Origin of the sequence: Idiomarina tyrosinivorans (assembly GCF_003987475.1) — a bacterium.
GTDB lineage: Bacteria > Pseudomonadota > Gammaproteobacteria > Enterobacterales > Alteromonadaceae > Idiomarina > Idiomarina tyrosinivorans.
On sequence record NZ_PIQH01000005.1, the window covers coordinates 19910 to 41847 of the forward strand.

The window sequence follows — 21938 nt, forward strand, 5'->3', positions numbered from 1 at the left end:
AGTCCTGAATTAAAAATTAAACCTGACAGAGGCGTCAATTTCTTGCTGCTGTTGCGGCAGGAAATCGGGAACGCGTAACGCTCTGGCATAGGAAAACGTCAAACTAAAACGGTTACCGAGGAGCTTTAACCCGGCAATTGCACCAGCGACCCAGTCATTTTGCTTTTCTGGATATTCCGGTAAATTGGTCCAGCCAGCATCAAGGCCAGCAAAGTATTGAACCTGACTAACCACCGCACTGTTCACTGGCACAGGTAGGCTTAGATCATTTCTCAGGTAGCCTCCGCGGTAACCAAATAAGCTACTTTGTGACAACCCGCGCACAGAGTAGCGACCACCGACAGTAATGCCCTCTGAGGCTAAAATAACTTCTGGCGCATAAAGAAAATCCGCTGAGGCGTTATAGAAAAACCGCTGCCCCTTGATATCAAACTGGGTGTTGTAGCCTAGCGTTAAGTGATATTTCGAGAATTGAAAGTTGTCTTCTTCTGCCACCAATTGGCGCTTTGCGTCAAACCATGGAACGCTTTTCACCGCTCCGGCACTTAGCGTGAAAGTGCCGTTTTCTAAAAAGCGCCGATAGTCGATAGTAAGATCCCAGACGTAGAGCGTTCGAGAAGAGGTCTCTAAAAATACGTCTTCGATATAGTTTTTACTGACCTTACGGGTAAATCCTAACGTCAGATCCAATTTGTCGGCCTGACTGCGGAATATGTTTCGCCCCAACTGAAGCGCATTATTCGTTGATGAACCGGAGATAGAAAAATTGGTTACATCCCCCACCACAGTTTGTTCATATTCGTAATAACTATTGTTAAACGAAAAGTGCCAATACCCTAAAGGCATCGACCAAGAGGCGGAGTAGCTTCGTGACTGTGCATGCGGCAGATCATGCCCACCAACATTAGAAGAAGCCGAAACAAACGCCGTATCGTTATAGCCGAGTGGATTATCGACCACGACGTTACCATCCAATTGGTACTCACCTGTGCTCGGCACGCCATAGTTATTAACACCGACTGAGCCCCGCCAACCACGCGACTGTTGATTGGTTACCGCAACCAACGTCTGCCCTTGTTGACTGCCAGGTCTGAGATCCAACCGTGCGTTGTTTCTGGACACGCTGTTAAGGTTTTCGACCCCTTGTTCAAGGGCTCGAATATTCAATACTTCACCGGTCTGAGAAGGAAACGCGAGGCGTAACTGTTGAGCGGTTATCGAATTGTCAGAAGAAGCAAAATCTTCTATAACGCCCTCAACCACGACTAAATCTAAACTGCCATCCGACAAGTCTTGAGGGGGGATATAAGCACGGCTAGTAATGAAACCCTGCTCAAGGTAGAGATTCGAAATAACACCGACTAACGCATTAATTCGTTCAAGGCCTAAGCAGTGTCCGATAAACGGACTGACCGCCCTATTCGTGACTTTACCACTGAGCTTTTTACTGTCTTTAATGACTATTTCATTAATTTCGAAGCACTTATCTGAGTCGTCTAAAGCGCTGAGGTTGGTATTCACTGGCTCTGGACGAGGTAGGCGAACATCCGGACGTTCTTTTAAAGGGGCTGTTTGCTGTTCAAGCCTGTCCATGCCTTGCTTCAGCAGTTTTTCGTATTCAGACAGATTCTGTGCCTGCGCAGAGCCACAAAATAGCGTTAACAAATTGACTACGAGAACGAGCGTTTTAAGAACGCTCGGTTGTGCGTTAATCACGACTGCTAATCTTCCCTGAACATTAAACCTTTGCAGCCGACATGACGGACCGCTAGACAGCTTCGGCAAAACTGAAGACAACACAACGTAGGAAGGAACAAAAAAGCTGATCGCGTTAAGCTTATTGTAGCCACTGCCATCATCAACTTGATCCAGCAAGTTTGTAGACCAGCGGCTTTGCGTCCTGCCCTTTCGATGCAGTTTGCCATTTAAATTTTCTTAACTTGTAAGCGATTGCGGAATGAGGCCACAAGCTAAAGCGCGCAAATAGTATACAATACTGTAGCGTTTAACAAGTTATTTTTAACGTTTATATAATACAAATGACAGAACTGTCGCATTTGCCTGTTATCGATACCCAGCTTTTTGTACTATGAAGACCGTATGGGTCAGCATTTTTATGCTCGGTGTTCGGAGGCTAACTTGGCTGAGGCAAGGTTGTGGAAGCGCTGGTTGTGGTTTATTGCGTTATGGTGCGCCGGGGTGTTGGCGGTAACCACTGTTGGCTTTGCCATTCGCTGGGTGTTGCTCGGTTAAAATGAGCGACTCTCTCTGGCGGTTTTCGATTTTTGTCGGCATCACCGCCCTGATGCTGATACTGCAATGGCTTGCGCCTAAGCGCCAGCCGCGTATCTCCACGCGTAAACGTTGGCAAGCCAATATTGGTATCCTGTTAGTGGATATCGTTGCGTTGCGCTTGGTCGCACCGGCTGGCCTTGCAGCTGTGGCTCTGGCTGCCGACGAATGGCAGTGGGGGCTATTTAATAACGTCACCCTGCCCGCTTGGAGCGTCTGGCTGCTTGGGCTTATAGCGCTTGATATCGGCTTATATTGGCAACACCGCTTATTTCACCGCATTCCATTACTCTGGCGCATGCACCGCGTACACCATGCCGACAAAGACTTTGATGTCAGTACCGGAGTGCGTTTTCACCCACTAGAAATTGTCTTGAGTTTAGGCTGGAAGGCGGTGATGGTGCTGGCATTAGGCGTTCCAGCGAGTGTGATTTTGGTATTCGAAATTCTGTTAAACGCTTGCTCGATGTTTAACCATGCCAATTATGCCTTACCCGCGCGGCTGGAAGCGCTGGTACGTAAACTCCTGATTACCCAAGAGCTGCACCGCATTCATCACAGCAGTAAAATAACCGAAACCAATAGCAATTACGGCTTCAGCGTGTCGTGGTGGGATCATCTTTTTGCCAGCTTTACCGCAACCGCGGAAAAAGGCTCAGACGGTGTTGATATTGGCTTAACTAATATTAACCGTGAACAGGATCATGCCAGCCTATGGGGACTGCTCACTATGCCTTTTCGGCAATTCCCGCAGGGTTCGGTAGCCAGCCCACAAGCGGGTGAGCGCAGTCAACCAACACAGTCCAGCAAAGGTTAGCGCCAGTACAGTAAAGTGTTGTGGCCATAGGCAAAACGCCACGAACGCCAGTATTGTCTCAAACCCTTCGGTTAGTCCGCCCATATAGTGTAGCGCTTTATTGCTATAGCCCGGGTTATCGATGGCGTGCTTAGCGGCAATGCTGGCAAACGCCAAAAAGGTTGCCCCGGTGCCCATAAATGTGAGCATCAGTAGCCCTGCGGCAATGCCAAATTGCGCGGGATCATAGAGTAAAAAACCAAACGGCACGGCGCTATAAAAAATAAAATCCAACACGATGTCCAAATAGCCGCCGGCATCAGTGGTCTGCGTTTGCCGCGCCACCGCGCCATCTAAACCGTCCGCTAAGCGGTTGAGCAGAATACAGAGTAACGCCAAGCCAAACCAACCCAGCGCCAGTGCAGGCAAAGCCAACATGCCTACAGCAAAGCCGGCAAGGGTCACTTGATTCGCCGAGACTTGGCGGCTCACCAAATAGCGAGCTAGCGGTTGTAAGATTTTCCGCGACAGTGGCGCTAGTAGCGGGTCAAACATCGCTAATACTCCTGTTCAAGCTGAAAAATACCGGCTTGCTGTGGCTCACTTGGCCTATCGTCAACATCGTGAGTCACCAGAATGGCAGGGATTTGGTAGCGCGCTAACTGCTCATAGGTCCACTCTCGTACTTGTTGTCGACGGGCCTTATCCAAAGCGCTAAACGGCTCATCCATAAGTAACAGCTGCGGTTGGTTTAATAGGCTCCGCAGTAACGATACCCGCGCTTTTTCCCCGCCACTGAGTTGGGCTGGGAACGCCGACAACTTATCGGCCAGCCCCACCTCCTGCAGTGCCTCAGTAATGCGTTGTTGGCGATTTTCTTTCGTGGCTTCGTTTCTTAGCCCAAGAGCAATATTGTCAGCCACCGTGAGGAGCGGAAACAATAGCGGCTGTTGCTGCACCAAGCCAACGCGCCGCTGATTCGCGTCGAGCCCCTTCAGTGGCTGCCCCACTAACAATAGCTCACCCTCGCCACGGGCGTAGTCGATGGGTTCGCCCAATATCCAGCGTAATAAGCTGGTTTTGCCGCTGCCGCTGGGTCCCATAACCGTCGCCACTTGCCCTGCCGCCAAAGCTAGATCGGGTAACTGAAACCAGCGTTGCCCGGCTTGGTAAAAGGTCACATTGCGCCATTCAAACATCGGCATTGGCTCCTTTGCCCAGTTTCGCCACGTTAGCATCATAAAGTCGGTAACCCACAAACGCCAATAAGGGCAACAGCGCCTGCAATAGCGCCATTGCTGCGGTTTGGCTTGCTGCACCACCGCTGGCGGTAGCAACAGCCTCAGTCGTGACCGTGGGAAACCGCCCAGCGGCTAATAGCTGAGTGGGTAAATACTGCGCCACGCTTACGCTAAACGCGATGACCCAGGCAAAGCCTAATGCCGGCATCAGTTTACCGCGCACCAGCAACCACTCGGTTCGCCAGCGCCCATAGCCTAGACTGTTTAGCATCCAGCGCCAGCGCGGGGTAAGTTGTTGGTAAGGGCCTATTAACACCAAAAAGGCGTAGGGCTCGGCAAATACACAATGCGCCCAGATCATACTCGCCAAGCCGCTAGGCAGCCATGCGCGCCAACCTAACACCAGGCTAATTTGGGGTAACAATAATGGTAGCAACAGCAGTACATCGACTATACCCCGTTGGCGTGCACGAAGCTGTTGCCGCCACGCGCTGATTAACGCCACCGAAATGACCGCGAGTGACGCTGTTAACAAGGCTAACACGGCGGTTCTGCCAAGCAACAGCCACGGCTGTGGGATGCCCTGCCATGCTTGCCAAGAAAACTGTTGCGGCCACCACTGCGGGTAAAACCAAGCAAACGCCACACTCTGTAATATCAGCAATAGCAATACTGCCGCGGTTAATATCAACCACAGCGCGGAAATGAATTTGTCGGAAAATCCCTTAAAACGTGGAACCGCTGCAGGCGGACCTCGACGCAGACGCCTAGTGGCAAAAAATTGGTAGCCCTCGACCGCAGCATATAACAACATCAACAGTAACAATGCCGCAGCAATCAACAACACGCTGCCGAGCTGCGTTTGCGCTAACGCCAGTTCGCCCTGCTGTAAGCTCCATTGGTAAACCCGAACGGCCAAAGTGCTCGGAGTATTTGGCCCGACCAATAACGCTACGTCGACCACGGCCAGACCGTAAATCAGCACCGCGGCAATCGGTAATCGCACCCGCCTTAACAGTTCTGGCACTACACACAGCCAATAACTTTGGTTCGTCGAATAGCCCAGCCGCGTGGCAACCGCAAGCCACTGCTCGGCGGCAAACAGGTTGCGCTGGCTTACTAACATCAACAGCAGAAAGGGCATTTCTTTTATGCTTAACACGGTAATCAGTGCCGTTAACGATTTATTCGGCATCGCCCAGGTGCTAACGCTATCTGGCAATATCCGCCACAACCAGCCGGCATCGCCTACTAACATTAGTAACCCAATAGCAAAGGCGACATGAGGCAACGACAGTAATGGCGCGACCCAACGGTGGCGTAAAAAGCCTTGGCGCTGAATAAACCCACTGCGAGCGAGCAGCAATGCCAGCAATAACGCGACGGTGGTGGACGCCAGCGCCACCCATAGCGATTGCAACAGCGATAAGCTAAGTTGTTGCGGCCATGCGTCGCTTACTGTCAAAGCTGGAGGCCACGCCAATAGGCTACCCAATAAACCGCTCGCGGTGGGAAGCAAGCACAGCAGTAATAGCACCGCTATTGGTAACGCGCTAGCCATCCTTGCTCCAGGGCTGTCTCCCAACTGGCATGCAGCTCTTTGGTGCTGGGTAGCCGTGCCGTCGCTGACGCGAGATCGTTACGCACGCTAGGGTCTCCCCAATATTGCGGATCGGCCTTGCGCTGTTGGGCGTTGTGCGAGAGTAAAAAACGGATGACGGTTAACGCCGCCTGTGGGTGTGCTGCGGCTTTTGGAATGGCTAAATAATGCGCGTTAGTAATAGCACCAGCGGCAAAATAGTTACGCTCTACCGTCGCCGGTAACCGCCCCTGACGTTTTAAGCTGGCGATGTCATTGGGGTTAAAACTCCAAGCAATATCCAACTGCCGATTCGCCAGCCATTGAATCTGTTCACCATAGCTGCTTGGGAATGCTTGCCCTTGACGCCACAACAGTGGATGGAGCTTATCTAAGTAGCGCCAAAGCTGTGGCAATAATTGCTGCTTAGCGCTCTCGCTCGCAGGTTGATAAAGCCGTGGGTCGGCATCGGTAAGCGATATCAACAACTGCTTTAGCAAAGTAGTGCCATGAAATTCTGGCGGTTTTGGGTAACTTAAGCGTCCGCGATACTGCTGCGCTAACTGCAGCAAACGTTCGGCCGTTAACGGTTGTGCCAGAATCTCGTCGTTGCTGGATAGCGCAATAAACTGGCCAATGCCCCAAGGCACTTCAAAGCCATCAACCGCCTCGCCGAAGTCACTTTGTAGCGGCAACGCTTTGTCCAATGCCGCGGTCACCTCGGGCAGTTGTTGCCAGAGGTTCGGTTGCAATGCGTCCGCCGCTTTCAGCGCATGGAAGTTTTCGCCATTTAACCATAGCAAGTCGTAGTCGCTGCCTGCCCCTTGCTGGATGGCCTTTACCACTTCGGCAATGTCGGCCACTTTCACCTGCTTAAGCACGATACCTTGGCTGCGCAGTTGTTCAGCCGCCCACTGCAGATATTGATTAACTGCCGGTGAGCCTCCCCACGCGGCAAAGTACACTGTTTGCGCTTGGCTGCTGAAGCTACCAGCAAGGAACGTTAACGCCAGCAGTAAAATCCGAACCCAACAGCGCATTACCGCCCTCCCCGGCGCCAGCGATGAAAGCGTTCAACCCAACGTAAAACACTTTCAGGCGCATGCGCACGCTTCCATTCCCCAGCCACATATTTGTTCGCTTCGGCTAAGGTGGGGTAACTGTGAATGGTGCCGAGGATCTTGTTTAAGCCAACCCCCTGCTTCATGGCTAATACCCACTCGGCCAGCAGCTCGCCGGCTTGGTCGGCAACAATGCTCACCCCCAACACCTTATCTTTGCCTTTAGCCGTTAATACCTTAATACGGCCGTTAGCTTGGCGTTCGGCAATTGCGCGGTCGAGCTCTGCAAGGTCGTAACCACTCACTTCGTAGTCGATATGTTGTTGCTGCGCCTGCTTTTCGGTTAATCCCACACTGGCTATTTCCGGCGAGGTGTAAGTTACTCGCGGTATTACCGAATAGTCAGCACGGAAGCGCTTAAATGGGGCAAACAACGCGTTCACCGAGGCATACCACGCTTGGTGGCTAGCCGCGTGGGTTAATTGAAACGGTCCAGTAACATCACCCGCAGCATAAATGTTGGGGTATCGGGTCTGCAAAAACGCGTCACTGACCAAGGTTTTGCCCTCGGCAATACCGAGCTTTTCCAGTCCATAGCCTTGTAAGTTGGCTTGGCGACCCACCGCTACGAGAATGCGATCGCAAACAATGTCGTGGGTCTCGTTTTCATTCTCGACGTTGACGACCTGTAAGCGGTAACCTTGCTCATCTGCGCTGACCGCTACGGCCTTATAACCCAAACAGGTAGTTACCCCGTCGGCTTGTAACGCTTTATCAGCAAGGACGGCAGTATCGGCGTCTTCACCCGCTAACAACTGCGACTGCATTTCTACCACAGTAACCTGCGAACCCAGCCGCGCGAAAGCCTGCGCCATTTCGCAGCCAATTGGACCACCGCCTAAAATGGCTAGCCGCGGCGGTAATTCGGTTAAGTTCCAGAGGTTATCTGAGGTCAGTGGTTGCGCCTCTGCTAATCCCGGAATAGGCGGTACAATGGGTTTGGCGCCAGCGGCAATCACCATGGCTTTACTGGTGATTTGCTGCTGCTCACCAGCGGCGGTCGCCACATTTACCTGCCAAGGCGATTCAATGGTTGCTGTGCCCTGCACCACATCAACGCCAAGGCGTTGATAACGTTCTACCGAATCATGGGGCTCAATGCGTGCAATCACTTGTTTCACTTGCTGCATCACTTGGCCAAAATCGACCCCTAGTTTATCCGTTTGAACGCCAGTAATACCGACCTCTGAGGCTTTGCGCACCGTGGCCATGGTTTTAGCAACATGCAACAACGCTTTAGAGGGCACGCAACCGGTATTAAGGCAATCACCGCCCATATCGGCTTTTTCTATTAACACTACTTTGGCTTTCACCGCCGCGGCAATATACGCCGAAACCAGCCCCGCTGAGCCCGCACCAATCACCACGAGGTTGGCATCAAACTGCTTAGGCTTACGCCAACCTTTATAAGCTCTGCGGCGCCGCACTTGGCTAACGACCCATTTAGTAAGCAGCGGGAAAACGCCGAGCAAACAAAACGATAAAATAAGGTCGGCAGAGAAAATATCGCCCATAGAAGAGACTTCGCCCAGTTGCGTACCCGCGTTCACATAAACAGCCGTACCCGCCAACATGCCAAGCTGTGATACCCAATAGTAGGTCCAGCCACGAATGGTGGTCAGCCCCATCACCAGATTGATCACAAAAAATGGAAAAATCGGCACTAACCTCAAGGTTAGTAAGTAAAACGCGCCATCCTTTTCCATGCCTTGGTTGATAGCTTTTAAGCGTTCTGAGAACTTCGCTTGCACCCAGTCGCGCAGAATAAAGCGGGCACTTAAAAACGCCAAGAAAGCGCCGATGCTGCTGGCAAACGATGCCAGTAACAAGCCCCAGCCAAAACCCATAATCGATCCAGTAGCCAGCGTCAGTACCGTTGCACCCGGCAAACTGAGCGCCGTTGCCAGTACATAGATCACAAAAAAGCTGGCAAATACCAGCAACGGCTCTTGCTGCCAAAGGCCACGCAAGGCTTGCTGCTGCTCCTGCAGTGTCTGCAAATTAAGGTACTGGCCTAAATCGAACGCAAAAAAACCGGCAATCGCTGCCACGATAACGGCAAGCAGTAATAGCTTAGTGATTTTCATAACCTGCCCTAAAACCGATAAGTGACGCTAAGCTCCGCGCGCCGCGGTAGCTCTGGGAACACCAAGGTTGAGCCAAAATAACCGCCTTCAAACACCGGCGACCAGTTTTCTTCGTCGGTAACATTAAACACGTCTAGCCGTACTTCTGCGTTATTCCCCATAAAGCGGTACGCGACAAAGGCGTTGAGATTAATTTGGTCGCGGATCATCACCGTTTGTAAGAAATCTAACGGATAGCTATCGGTGTAAATAGCGTTACCGCCAATAGACCAATGCTCACCTAGCTGATAGCCCAAGGCGGAGGAAAGCTGCCAACGTGGAATGCCTTGAACCCGATTGTTCGATGCTGGGAAGCTGGTAAAGCTGGGAGCGCCAACACCGGTGCCGGCAATAATATCGGGGCGCGAATTATCAAACGCATCGGCAACTTGGCGCACATCCTGACTTGCCGCCGAATTATCGTAGTGCACATCATTGTAGCTTGCCGCCGAACGCCACCATAACGATTCATTATTGTAACTCAACTGTAGCTCTGCACCCTGGCTAGCGATACCACTGTTGCTGCCATCACGATTGCGCAAGCTTCGTGTTTGATCAAACAATACGGCGTCGACATACCAGTGGCTTCCGTCCGGCGCATACTTCATACCCACTTCATACAGCGAGTTCTCGGTTTTAAAATTCTGCGGATCAATCATGTTATCCGCGTTAAGTACGTTGCCACCGGCCATGCTGTTCGAGGTCGAATCGTTTTTGTAAGCACTGGTATAAAAGGTCAGTGCCGGAATTGGACGATAAAACACCGCGCCGCTGTATGCACTGAGCCAGTCGCTGTAAGTATCTTCCGCTGCCTTGACGCCTTGCGGGGGCAATGGATCTTGCGCCTTTACCCAGTAGTAATCTAAGCGTCCGCCCAGTGTTATCCAGAACCTTTCCGAGATATCCCACTTGTGTTGGCCAAATAGTCCGGCCTGCCAGCTTATGGAATCGGTGGTATCGGACAGTGAGTAATCACCCACCCCATCGTTGTTTACATCGTATTGACCGCCGGGAGAGACATACAAGCCCGAGCGCAACTGCACCAACCGTGCCTTTTGCTCAGCGGTTAACGGAATGCGGCGTTGCTGCAAGGTTCCGGTAAGGTCGCTTGGCAAGTCCGCCTCGGTGGTGAATTGGCTGTAACCCAAGACATCGTTATAGCGTACATTCACGCCGATCACCGAGCCGGTATCGATATGCCATTCGCTGCGGTTTTCCAAAGTGTGAGCGCCATCGATGATTTCCACGAAGCTATTTTGGTTAATACCTTCGCGCGTCAGGTATTGGTAATAGGTGCGGTTAATAAAGTCTACATGGCTGTTCCACTGTGTTTCATAGGTGGAATGCAGTAATAGAGTTTCGCCCTCGTTAATATCCTTGGGATCTGTGAGCACCGTGCTACGGTCGATCTTGACTTGTCCTGTGGGGCTGATCACCGCACCTGGACCAGGTACCGTAGAACCGTTCGGTTGCACCCCTTGCCCGGTAATATACAAGCCATCATCAATCAACGCTTGGGTTGGGCGGTTAATACCGGCATTATCGGTCCACTCAACGTTGTAATACTCTAACGCCAGGTTCCACTCGCTGTTGGCATCCGGTTGCCTTTTGTAGGCCAGCAACAGGTCTTGGCTTTGTTGCCCGGCATAGTCGTAAAAGCTGTCTTGATCCAACGCTTCCAAACTCACTCGTAGGGCCTGCTTGCTATCTATGGGGGTCGAGTAATCCCATTGCACGCGGCGCTTTTGCCACTCACCGACATTCAGGGTTAAGTGACCGAAGCTGTTATCCAGTGACGGTTCTTTCGGGTGCAGGTTAACAAAGCCCCCGACACGCTGAGTGGTTCCGAGCATCACCGGTGGCGCGCCCTTAACCACATCTATTTGACCAAACGCGTTAAACGATAACGGAAAGCCCAAGCCGTTATTTCCAGCTTGACGGCGCATACCGGCTTCAAAGATCTCGCCTAACATGCCCCGGAATGTTGGTAGACTCGGGGTGCCAAACCCTGATGCACCGTAGGCATTACCCGTGACGCGTTTCAGGTCATGCAGGTCGTTAATCTTGGCTTGCCTCAGAATGGCTTCATCAAGCGCTGTGACTGCGCGAGGAATATCGACAATCGATTGGCTATTACCAAATAGCCCTTTCACATTCTGCTCATCAGGCGCCGCTACGGGCTGTTGTGAAGGGTCACCAACCACTTCTATGACTTCATCAACATCTTGCGATTGTTGCTCAGCTTGTTGGGCATACACCAATGGGGAAGTGGCAAACAATAGTGCCGCAGCAATGCGGCTGAGCGGAAAGTTTTTCACGCGTGATAATCCTTTATTTTTTTAACAGTGCCTATAATGACCGGGTAAGGTTCAAAAACTTACGGAATTTTGCCAAACTCAAAATATCCGTGCAGAAAATAGTACTGCCAAAGTTGAACCATTGTTCACTTTTTGCCGAATAATGTTTTTGCAAAGAGTGCTTTTACAAATAATGGTTGGAAAATAACAAGATAGGAACTCCAATGAAATTCATTCATGCGTTTATTTTGTGGTTAGGGTTTGTCTCGCTGGCACTGCTGTTGGTATCTGGCCCAGTTTACCGTTTTGAACTGGTTGATCTCGGCACCGCGTTTTTGCTGTTCCGCTGGGCGGCATACTTGGGAGCAGCGGCGGTGATATTGAATATTATTCTGCTGCTGCTTCGAAAAAAAGATGGCCCACACATTTCAGTGGTTGCGCTAGCAGCGTTAGCCGGGTTTATTTCGTTTTACATGCCATACCAAATGATGCAGAAAGCGAAGTCGGTACCACCGATTCACGACATCACCACCGATACCCAAAACCCTCCTGAGTTTGTCGCTATTCTGCCGTTGCGTATGAATGCACCAAACGATGCGCACTATGGTGGTGAAGCGGTCGCTCAGCAACAACTCGAGGCCTATCCGGATATCAAAACCCTGCATCTGCAGCAAGGTGCCGAACAAGTATTCGAGGCAGCGCAGCAAGTGGTAAAAGCTATGGGTTGGCAGTTAGTCAGCGCTAATCAGCCGTTAGGGCGTATTGAAGCCACTGACACCACCACGTGGTTTGGCTTTAAAGACGACGTGGTTATTCGGATTAGTCCAGACAATGGCGCGACCAATGTCGATGTTCGCAGTGTGTCGCGCGTCGGTAAAAGCGATGTCGGCAAAAACGCCGAACGCATTCGTAACTTCTTAGAACAGTTACAACAACAGCTTAAGTAAGCCGTTAAAGTGGCAAAAAAAGCCGCGCCTTTACGGTGCGGCTTTTCTTAATAGCGGTTTGCTGGGGGTTAAATCGATCGCGCGTAACGCACTATCGGGCACTAAGGTTTGTGCCACAGCGGCCACTTTTTTACTCTTTAAATTAACCAACCGCACCGTCACCATAGTGCCGTTCTCATGCTCCGCCAACGTCCCCACCAGCACGTGAGAAATCGGCACCACTTCATTAAGTTCCAAATAGTCGTTACTGAGCGCAAAGTCACCGTGTTTCGTCACCCGGATCATATTGGGTACTTTATAGTCCAATACAGTAAAACCATTGTTATACAGGCTCACAAAGAGTTCTTCGGAAAGCACTTTCGACAATGGTGTCGCCTGGTAGTAATCACCATCCACTCGAATAAAATGCGTTAGCCCGACTTTCCAATCGGCTTGGTGGTCTTTGCTTTGCTCGGCTAATTGTTTTGCAATCTCGTCCGCATATGGCGCGGTAGCGGGCTGCTGTGCTGCCACCATTGCCTGCGTTTGTTGGTGCATCGTTTGATTGGCTGTCATGGCGCACCCAGAAAGTAGTGCCGTAACCACAACAGCCGCTGTTAATGCTTTCATGGCGTAACTCCCCGTTGTAAGTGACCGTTCACTAACTCAAGCTGACGATTACCATTGTAGGCGGCTTTCGGCAGCAGGCTATCAGCACTGGCGATCACTTTTTGGCTACGGCGATCAACCACACTCACGCGCACTCTCACGCCTTGCGGCTCACGGCTCAAGGTACCCACTAAAATGCGGTCAACGTTGGGAAAATCATTCAACTCATCGGCATCGTTACTGAGATTGGTCACGCCTTTGTCACTAATCTCTAAATAAGCGCGCGAGCGAACTTCGACAATGGGCGAGTAGTAACGTTGCAATTCATTGGCGAGCGCTTCTGTTAGGCCGTAGCCGACAGAATACAATGAATCCGCTTTTATCGGGGGTTGCAAGGTATCGGCCATTACTAACCGCGTAAACGCCAGTGATTGATGCGTTTGTTGCTGGCGGTGTAATTGCGGTGCGAGTTGTTGCGCGAGTTTTTCTGCTAGGCGTTGTTGGCCCGTGCCCTGCTCACTCACCCAAACGCCAGCAGCGGCGCTAAGGCAAACACTTACGGAGGCACAAAGCGCAAAAATCAGTGGCTTCAAACCCATGTCTCTCTCCAATAATGCTTGATATAGCCGTTATCGGCGGACTTGAGAAAAAGTTAAGCCATTTTGGTTAAGAAGCAGCATCAATTCCGAGCGCATTAAATAGACTTTTACGATAGGCGTTACCGATTTTTAGCTCTTTACCATTGTTCATTTCCACTAAGGTGTAACGCCCCAGTTCGCTGCTGATTTCGCGAACATAATCTAAGTTAACGATAGTGGAACGGTGAATCCGAATAAACTTGTCAGAGTTCAGACGCCGTTCAAGCGAACTCATGGTATCGCGATGCAGTAACATTTGATTGGCTAAATGCAGCTCTACGTAGTTAGCCGCGCCTTGAATCCACATGATGTCGTCCACCGCGACCAATTTAATTCGACCGACCGAACGGACGGGAATGACTTTCGAGTAATTATCCGTTGCTATGCCATTACCCTGATAGCCTTTATTAAGCGACGACTGTAGCCACAATAATAAATCTAACCAATCGTTATAGGAATGGTCGCAAGGAACTAGGTGCAGGTATTGCTGTTCAATTTGACAGACTTGATGTGAAGGGAAGTCACCCACCACAAAGTAACATTGAATACCCGATGATAAGATGGTGAAAATATCTTTTTCGAATTGTCCGGAGAGCAAGTCTGTTGTCAGGAATACGCAGTCTGGTAGTTGACCATCGGCTTTACCACTCAATTCGTGTAAATGTTCCAATGAATCGAACTGCCGAGATACAGCGAGTAAAGCACTGTCATCAAGCTCCGCAGGAAAAAAGGTCCCATTTGTTAACGGCTTATTGTTTTGCATCCATACATCAATTTTGCGGGACACTCGGGAATCCTCTGCCACACTGCCTTGTAGGACATCGTATGACAGCCAGCAACAGGCTGGAGAATTTGTGATTAATGCGGCAATCCAATGTACAAATAGCGCGTCTTGATACACTCGCCCCCCGACAAAACAACAATATTTTTACAATCCATGATTATAGCGTTTTATCGGCATATACATTTCGTTGCCATACTTTCGTACGGTTAAAGAAGGAGCGGGAGCCGAAGCCCCCGCAATGCACTGTTTATCCGTTCCAGGGAATCTACAAGTGCATAGTTATTGTGCCGTGATTCGCCAGTGGCTGTTCGATTTGTGATGAACAGTTCAAACCGTTACACGAGTCTGCTTATCAGACCTAAAAAGTTAATGCACTTGGGGCGGGACAGGTTTGAGGCATCAGCAGTTTAGATAAAAAAACCGGAAACAGTTTCCTGTTTCCGGTTTTTATCTATCTGACTTCTTACAAAGTCATATTTCTCTTAGAACTTCACTTCTGCACTCAAACGAACATAGCGTGGAGTCTGGTATGAGGTAGGTAAGCCATACAAATTACTTGCTATACCTGCGTACCCGCCGTCTGCGCGACCACCGCCGTATACTTCAGATATCTCGTTGATTTCCGTGTATTCGTCGTTGTTAAATACGTTGAATACATCAGCGCGGAATACAACATCAGCACCGTTAATTTGTGTTGCATAACGAGCACTCATATCTAAGCGCCAGTTACTTGGTGTTCTTCCAAGAGAGCCGCGCGGCACTAGTTCACCATCACGATAGAACGATTCGGCTTCATAAAGTGAAGCGAACGCGTCTGTAGGATGGAAACCAAAAGCATTTTTTGGACGACCAGATTCCCATGTGAAGTTAGCGCCTAGGCTAAAGTTGTCAGTCAACGAATATGAGCCACGAACTTTAACCATGTGGCGACGGTCATTTGGTAAGTTACCGTATGCACCATCTAACAATCCAGGTTGGTCAAAGTTGGTTGTTAAACCGGCATCAGTCTGGCCGTTGTCTGAACGCACAAAACCTTCATTGTTGCCCCAACTGTGCGACCACGTATAGCTAGCATCTAACATCCAGTCATCAGCAAATGCGCGAGTTAATGTTAAGTCAACCGCCATGTACTTACGCACCGAATCTGGGTAGCCTAAGTAACTGCCAGGAATTGTGTACGCTTGATCTTCTAATGGTCCAGAAGCACCATCTGGGTCTGTCGTAATAGTTACGTCATTACCAGGGTTGGTCAGCACGTAGTAATGAAATCCATCACAATTTGTGCAGCTTGCGTTAAACTCATCTTCAAGATACCTGTTAAAGCCTGCATCAATAGCGACATCTTCAAGAGAGGATTTGAGGTCGCGGTAAGTTGCTTTAATACCGGCGGTCCAGCCTTCAGTGAGTAGCGTTTCATAACCCATGATGTATTCGTCTTGATACATCGGGTCAAGATTAGCATTTACGGTTTCATCAGTCCCTTTTAATGTGCCATCGCTGTATACCGTTGTTGTCAAAGGCGCCGATTCATCAACGATAGGCGTAAGATCGTCGTTTAGTCCTTGAACGGCATAGCCTGTAACGGTATATAACTCATCACCTGCTAGACGGATGTTAGTGTTGGTTGCAACCGGCAAATAATAGCGACCATAATTCAAAAACGCTTTACTTGTTCCATCACCATTAACATCCCAGCTTAAGCCTAAACGTGGCGCCCACTGGTCGCTGACATCAACAAATTTATCACCAGCTTTGTTATAGTTTTCGAAGGTTTCATTACGAAGACCTAAACGAGCAACCAAATCTGGTGTGATATACCAAGTATCCTGAACATAAAATGCGTTTGACTTTGTTTCGAAACTACCTTTGTTAACATAGGTATTAAATAAAACATTCGAACAATTCGCATTTTCTAGGTCAAGGGCCGCTACTGCGGCAGGATCACAACCATAATATTGGTATAAAGTATTCGAATCACCGATGCGACTGGTGTCTTCGTACGCTTCGAGATCTTCGTAGTCAATACCAGCTCGAATAGTGTGATCTGGATGAACATACCAATCGATATCCACGCGATATGCCGTGCGCTTATCGTTTTGAATAGACGGAGAAGTCAAACCATACTGGGTAAACTGAATGCCTGAATAATATTCAACCACTGGAGGTTGAGGTTCACTAGTGTTTAAGTTGCTGTAACTCGCTTTATTTACACCGTAAAGCGCACTCAACGTTAAATCGTCAGTCAAAATACCCGTATATTTTAAAGCATAAGATTGACCGCCGCGCTCCAATACGTATTGACCTAATTCGCGGCCTCGCTTGTCGGTTCCGTAATCGAAATCGTATTTAGCGGCATCTAATGAGCTTGAGTTATCCCAGCCCGTGAACTCTAAAATATGGTTAGCCGTAACATACCAATCGATTTTGGCTGCATACAATACGTCTGCGGCATCGCGATCGTAGTCAACTGTCGCGGTAGAGAAATCACTGATACGATCTTTATAATTCAACAAACCAAAGAAGAATAATTTATCTTCTATTAATGCACCACTAGCCCAAATATTATAGTTATTTTCGCCAACCTCGTCGTTGCCGTTGGTCAGCCAATATTTAGAGCCGTTTTCGTCGATAGCATCTTGGTCGGTTAGAACGTAATCTGGCGCGTTTGAGCGAAGAGATGCAGGTTCAAAATACGCACTAGCTCCCCAATGGAAGTCATTAGTACCAGATTTAGTGGTTGCATTGATCACGCCACCAGTTGAACGGCCATACTCGGCTGAATACCCGCCCGTTTTCACCTCGAAGGTCTCATACATTTCGAATGGTAGTTCAGTTCCACCTAAGCCGTTACGAAAGTTCGTGACGTTCAAACCGTTAACGTAGTAGACGTTTTCACCAACCGAAGCACCACCGAATGACGCCAAGTTGCCAAAAGCAGAGTCACCACGGGTAGTACCAGGCGCCAACAATGCAACCGATGACAAGTCACGAGGTACTGGAATTTTAGAAAGGAAGTCCTGGCCAATAACCATTTCGGATTCAGCCGAAGTGGTATCTATCATTGAAATCGCAGAACCAGAAACCTCAATAGTTTCCATTGCATTTTCAGCAACCATGGTTAAATCGATATTCGTACGACCACCCACACGAACATTCAACAACTCTTCTTTCAAAGTGCCAAAGCCTGGTTTAGTTGCCTTTAAGGAATATTGACCGGGCGGCAATAATGGAAAGCGATAGCGACCGTCTTCACCAGAAGTTACCGTACGGGTCAGACCGGTCTCTAAGTTAGTAATAGTAATTTCAACTGAGGAAATCACTTCGCCTTGGCGGTTAACTGACTGGCCCAACAAAAAGCCGCCAGAGTTCTGCGCAAGAGCAGGTACTGCGCAACCCATCGCCGCAGCGACAGCGGCAGCGGTTAGCGTGCGCTTAAAGAATTTATTTCTCATGAGTTAAAACTCCCTGAATCGTATTTATTATCAGCTGATCGGAATGAATTTCCGACGCATACGAATGTAGGAGTTTGTTAACGGAGTTGTTGCAAATTGATTGCTACTTAACAGTTTGCGTGATGAAAACAGCTATTTGAGGGATAAAAAAAGCCCCGCAGATGCGGGGCTTGCATTTCGATACCTTCTCGAAGGTTCAATTAGAAGCGGATTGAAGCGCTCAACTGAACGTAACGAGGAGTCTGGTATGAAGTAGGTAGTAAGAAGTCTGGATTACGAACTCCTGGAGTACCTGATTCAGCAAATTCATCGATACGTTGTACGCTTGACGCATCAAGAGCATTGAACACGTCTACACGGAATTTCGTTTCGAAATCGCTGATGTTCATGGTGTAAGTAGCGTTCAAGTCTAAACGCGCAGTCCATGGTGTAGAACCGTAGGTACCACGTGGGAAGAATTGATACTCTGCATCGTCGGTACCGCAGTCTGACGAACATACATACCATGTGTCACCGTAAGGAGGAACACCTGTTGGATGACCAATACCGAACGCGTTAGTCGGACGACCCGATGTTAGGTTGAAGTTAGCACCTAACGTCAAGTTATCAGTTAACGCATACGCACCATACGCTTTGAAGGTATGACGACGGTCATTTGGAAGGTTACCGTAAGCACCATCCATCAACTCTGGGAAGTCGAAGTCCTGAGTAATACCAGCATCGTCTTGAGCGATGTCTGATTTAACCAAACCTTCGGTGTTACCGTAGCTGTGTGCCCAAGTGTACGATGCATTGAACGACCACTTCGCATCCCAAGCTTTAGCAAGAGTCACTTCAACAGCGTTGTACTTACGAACAGCGTCTGGATAACGAAGGTTCTCAGCTTTCAATGTCGCAAATGCATCATCTACGAAATCACAGTTAGTGTCAGTGAACACGCGCATGTCTTCACCTGGGTTACCCAAAACATACTGTGGACCGTAAACGTTGTATTTAAGATCAGCGTAATCTTCGCTACATCCGAACTGCTCTTGAATAGCGTGGTCAACGATCATGTCGTCGATAGCACCGTTAAGTACACGATGGATACCACGGATACCCCATGACCAGTTATCTGCGATAGCTGATTCATAACCCAAGATAAATTCATCTTGGTACATCGCTTTAATTTCAGAGTCAACAACTGAGCGAGTATCAGGTACTGAACCATCTGCGTTAGTAGATGGACCACCTAATTGGTCTCCCAAGTTCAACTCATAAACGTCACGACCAGCAATCGTTGTAGGCGTAACACCATCTAACAGATAATAAGTGCGCTGATCGAACTCGTTACCTGACAAGCGAATGTTGGTGTTGTTAGCTACTGGTAAGTGGTAACGGCCCACGTTAACAAATGCTTTAGATTCACCGTCGCCGTTAACATCCCATGCTAAGCCCAAACGCGGAGCCCACATATCAGAGATTTCAACGAAAGCATCACCCGCAGCGTTTTTGTTTTCGAAACGCTCGTTACGCAAACCAAGGGTTGCAGTAAGATTTGGTGTAATTGACCACTTGTCTTCTACATAGAAAGCCGAAGCAACTGTTTCAAAATTACCACCAACAGTACGAACACGCTTAGACACATACGTATCTACGCCCGCAGGAATCTCAGCACCATTAGGAAGTTCAGCACCGGCCTCGGCATCGTAAATCAAGTAGTAAGCACCTTCAGGACCAGAGTATGCTTGTTGGCTGAATGAGGTGTTTACTTCGCGGTCTAAACCGAAACGTAGCAAATGATCACCTAAATACCATTCGAAGTCGATACGCATTGCTTCACGCTCGTCTTCACCAACCTCTCCAAAGTAGGTAGAGGCATCAGCACAACCCAAGTTCAAGCCGTAAGGCTTAACTTCGCGAGTATCCTGAATAAGAGTACATTGCGAGAACAAACCAGAGTTTGAAGTAATTGAGTACTTATTCTTACCGTAAAGGGCTGTAACACTCAGATCATCAGTTAAATAACCAGTGTATTTAATTGACCAGTTGTCACCACCTGTTTCTTGATACGAATCAGCAGGTTCAACCGAGTTATCAACACCTGTGTCGATATCGTAGTTGTAGCTCAAAGTGTCAGTAGTGCTTGAGTCTGAGAATGCTAAGAACTCTAACAGGTGGTTTGAGTTAATTTGCCAATCAACTTTGGCGCCCCAGAATGCATCGTCAGATGAATCTACGAATAAGCTTCCACCTTCAGAGCCCGCGTTTTCTGCTTTAATATCGCGTGGGTTATAAATCAAATAGTAGAACAACGTATCTTCAATGATTGGGCCAGATACGTATAAGTTTGCTTCAAGATCACGGCGTGAATCAGCGCCGTTGTACAACAGTGCTTCACCATTTGCACGATAGGTGCTAGGTGAGTCTTCACGAAGGCTGTCTGGCTGATAATAAACGCTAGCACCAGCTTCAAATTCGTTAGTACCTGACTTAGTTACTGCGTTGATAACACCGCCAGTAGAACGCCCGAATTCTGCAGAGTAACCACCCGTTAATACTTCGAATTCCTTGTAGAATTCGAAAGGTACGTCAGAGAAACCAGTACCGTTACGGAAGTTCGTTACGTTCAAACCGTTAATATACACTTGGTTTTCTGCAACTGATGAACCACCAAATGATGCTAGATTACCAAACCGGCTATCACCCGCTGTAGTACTTGGTGCCAACAAAGCAACAGATGTTGCGTTACGTGGAACTGGAATACGGTCGATTTGCGCTTCACTGATGTTTAACGAGCTACCAGATGTAGAGGTATCTACCATAGAGATAGCTGAACCGGAAACGTCAATCGTTTCAATACCACTAGCGAGTGGAACAGTCATTTCACGTGAGCTACCAGCACTGATAGTGAATTCATCAGTTTTAGTTGGCTCATAACCACTTGCATTAGCAGTCACTACGTAGCGACCTGATGGTAATGAAGGGAAACGATAGCGACCTTCCTCACCAACCTCGATGGTACGAGTGTACCCTGTTTCAAGGTTGCGGATAGTAACAGTGGCGTTACTGATAGCTTGCTGGTTAGTACCAACAACCTTACCTGTAATGCTACCGGTGGTGCTTTGCGCTAAAGCACCCGCTGAGATTCCCATCGCTGCAGCAACAGCGGCAGCTGTTAGCGTACGCTTAAAGAATTTATTTCTCATGAGTTAAAACTCCCTGGAACGTTATTGTTTTTCTTGCTGTTGCATCTGCCACAGCAACGCGACAAATGTAGCAACAAGTTAAATGCATGTAAAATACTGTTGCATTCATCACAGTTTTACCACCTTTAATCACAAAGATCACGTCCCAGATACATTTTTTTTTACATTCTTTGCGTTTTTCTCCCGCGCAAAATTTCGCCGAAACTGCATAGCTAAATGTTATTTAGATGTGGTTAATTAAAAAAGCGTCGCAAAAGTTGACCCACTTGGGCGTTTTCATCCGCTGCTTGATAAACCTCGGCAAGAAAAAGCTCGGCACAGGAGATAGCATCATCTAACGCATTATGGGCGGTGTATTGAGGAAGAAGGTATCGGTCACGGCAAGCCGATAGCGTCAGCAGCGCTGGCGGTAAACCATGCTGATATTGCGGCTGCCGCTGGAGGCGCTGTTGCTCAAACGCAAGGGTATCAAAAATCGCCAAGGGCTTGAGCGAAATACCGTAGTGTTTAGCGGCAGATTGCAAAAAAGCCCAGTCCAGCCGACGATGATGACAAACCAATACAGCGTTTTGTAAATCGATAGCTAACTGTTGCAACACCTGTTTTGGCGCTGAGCAAGCAGTAAAATCATTACGGGTTAACCCGTGAATGACAGGGCTTTGTCCCAAAACTACGTGATCAGCGGGGAAGATATGGTGTTCGGCGTGGCCGATGTCCATCAACGGCGGGTTAATACTTAACCACGCTATGGCTAAAATATCGTGTTGCTTTGGGTCTAAGCCGTTAGTCTCAATATCAAGCGCAACATAACGTAACTGTTGCCACGGCCTATTTAACAGCGTGCGGCGCTGGTACCAACTGGCTAAGCGATTGAGCCAATAGCCCACAA

General features: G+C 48.9%; 16 protein-coding genes and 1 riboswitch. Of the genes, 3 read left to right on the forward strand and 13 right to left on the reverse strand.

The window, feature by feature from the left end; genetic code table 11:
- Positions 1 to 9: 9 nt before the first annotated feature.
- Positions 10 to 1716 (reverse strand): ShlB/FhaC/HecB family hemolysin secretion/activation protein, encoded by a 1707-nt coding sequence (locus CWI84_RS06195; protein ID WP_126841718.1) that lies wholly within the window; start codon positions 1714 to 1716, stop codon positions 10 to 12.
- 122 nt (positions 1717 to 1838) lie between these two features.
- Positions 1839 to 1933: riboswitch (cyclic di-GMP riboswitch) on the reverse strand.
- A gap of 167 nt (positions 1934 to 2100) precedes the next feature.
- Here CWI84_RS06195 and CWI84_RS11760 point away from each other — a divergent pair.
- Both CWI84_RS11760 and CWI84_RS06200 read left to right on the forward strand, forming a co-directional pair.
- Positions 2101 to 2253, forward strand: a complete 153-nt coding sequence (locus CWI84_RS11760) for a hypothetical protein (protein WP_198674487.1) — start codon at positions 2101 to 2103, stop codon at positions 2251 to 2253.
- Position 2254: 1 nt separating this feature from the next.
- Positions 2255 to 3109: a sterol desaturase family protein gene (locus tag CWI84_RS06200; protein WP_126841719.1), complete on the forward strand. Its 855-nt coding sequence runs from the start codon at positions 2255 to 2257 to the stop codon at positions 3107 to 3109.
- On the opposite strand, the gene CWI84_RS06205 is transcribed toward CWI84_RS06200, so the two are convergent.
- From CWI84_RS06205 to CWI84_RS06230, 6 genes are read right to left on the reverse strand one after another with little or no spacing between them, the layout of a single operon-like run.
- Positions 3005 to 3643, reverse strand: coding sequence for a CDP-alcohol phosphatidyltransferase family protein (locus CWI84_RS06205; RefSeq protein ID WP_126841720.1), 639 nt, complete (start codon positions 3641 to 3643; stop codon positions 3005 to 3007). The genes CWI84_RS06200 and CWI84_RS06205 overlap by 105 nt on opposite strands.
- Before the next feature lie 2 nt (positions 3644 to 3645).
- Positions 3646 to 4287 carry an ATP-binding cassette domain-containing protein gene (locus tag CWI84_RS06210; RefSeq protein WP_157981004.1) on the reverse strand — a complete coding sequence of 214 codons (642 nt, stop codon included), beginning with the start codon at positions 4285 to 4287 and terminating at the stop codon, positions 3646 to 3648.
- The gene (locus CWI84_RS06215) at positions 4280 to 5890 is read right to left on the reverse strand and encodes an ABC transporter permease family protein (RefSeq protein WP_126841722.1); all 1611 of its coding nucleotides are present in this window, start codon (positions 5888 to 5890) and stop codon (positions 4280 to 4282) included. The genes CWI84_RS06210 and CWI84_RS06215 overlap by 8 nt, the downstream gene beginning before the upstream one ends.
- Positions 5869 to 6948: an ABC transporter substrate-binding protein gene (locus tag CWI84_RS06220; RefSeq protein ID WP_126841723.1), complete on the reverse strand. Its 1080-nt coding sequence runs from the start codon at positions 6946 to 6948 to the stop codon at positions 5869 to 5871. Before CWI84_RS06220 ends, CWI84_RS06215 begins: the two co-directional genes overlap by 22 nt.
- The gene (locus CWI84_RS06225; RefSeq protein WP_126841724.1) at positions 6948 to 9116 is read right to left on the reverse strand and encodes an FAD-dependent oxidoreductase; all 2169 of its coding nucleotides are present in this window, start codon (positions 9114 to 9116) and stop codon (positions 6948 to 6950) included. Before CWI84_RS06225 ends, CWI84_RS06220 begins: the two co-directional genes overlap by 1 nt.
- Before the next feature lie 8 nt (positions 9117 to 9124).
- The gene (locus CWI84_RS06230) at positions 9125 to 11473 is read right to left on the reverse strand and encodes a TonB-dependent receptor (RefSeq protein WP_241968745.1); all 2349 of its coding nucleotides are present in this window, start codon (positions 11471 to 11473) and stop codon (positions 9125 to 9127) included.
- Positions 11474 to 11676: 203 nt separating this feature from the next.
- Here CWI84_RS06230 and CWI84_RS06235 point away from each other — a divergent pair, with 203 nt between their 5' ends.
- The gene (locus CWI84_RS06235; protein ID WP_126841725.1) at positions 11677 to 12399 is read left to right on the forward strand and encodes a DUF1499 domain-containing protein; all 723 of its coding nucleotides are present in this window, start codon (positions 11677 to 11679) and stop codon (positions 12397 to 12399) included.
- Positions 12400 to 12429: 30 nt separating this feature from the next.
- Here the strand turns inward: CWI84_RS06235 and CWI84_RS06240 are convergent, their stop codons facing one another.
- The 6 genes from CWI84_RS06240 to CWI84_RS06265 all read right to left on the reverse strand — a co-directional run bounded on the left by CWI84_RS06240 (position 12430) and on the right by CWI84_RS06265 (position 21936).
- The gene (locus CWI84_RS06240; RefSeq protein ID WP_126841726.1) at positions 12430 to 13008 is read right to left on the reverse strand and encodes a FlgO family outer membrane protein; all 579 of its coding nucleotides are present in this window, start codon (positions 13006 to 13008) and stop codon (positions 12430 to 12432) included.
- Positions 13005 to 13586 (reverse strand): FlgO family outer membrane protein, encoded by a 582-nt coding sequence (locus tag CWI84_RS06245; protein WP_126841727.1) that lies wholly within the window; start codon positions 13584 to 13586, stop codon positions 13005 to 13007. Before CWI84_RS06245 ends, CWI84_RS06240 begins: the two co-directional genes overlap by 4 nt.
- A 67-nt stretch (positions 13587 to 13653) precedes the next feature.
- Positions 13654 to 14412: a LytR/AlgR family response regulator transcription factor gene (locus tag CWI84_RS06250; RefSeq protein WP_126841728.1), complete on the reverse strand. Its 759-nt coding sequence runs from the start codon at positions 14410 to 14412 to the stop codon at positions 13654 to 13656.
- Between the two features lie 479 nt (positions 14413 to 14891).
- The gene (locus CWI84_RS06255) at positions 14892 to 17861 is read right to left on the reverse strand and encodes a TonB-dependent receptor (RefSeq protein ID WP_126841729.1); all 2970 of its coding nucleotides are present in this window, start codon (positions 17859 to 17861) and stop codon (positions 14892 to 14894) included.
- Positions 17862 to 18061: 200 nt separating this feature from the next.
- Positions 18062 to 21049: a TonB-dependent receptor gene (locus CWI84_RS06260; RefSeq protein WP_126841730.1), complete on the reverse strand. Its 2988-nt coding sequence runs from the start codon at positions 21047 to 21049 to the stop codon at positions 18062 to 18064.
- Positions 21050 to 21282: 233 nt separating this feature from the next.
- A complete protein-coding gene (locus tag CWI84_RS06265) occupies positions 21283 to 21936 on the reverse strand; it encodes a 3'-5' exonuclease (protein WP_126841731.1) in 654 nt (217 codons plus the stop codon).
- Positions 21937 to 21938: the final 2 nt, after the last annotated feature.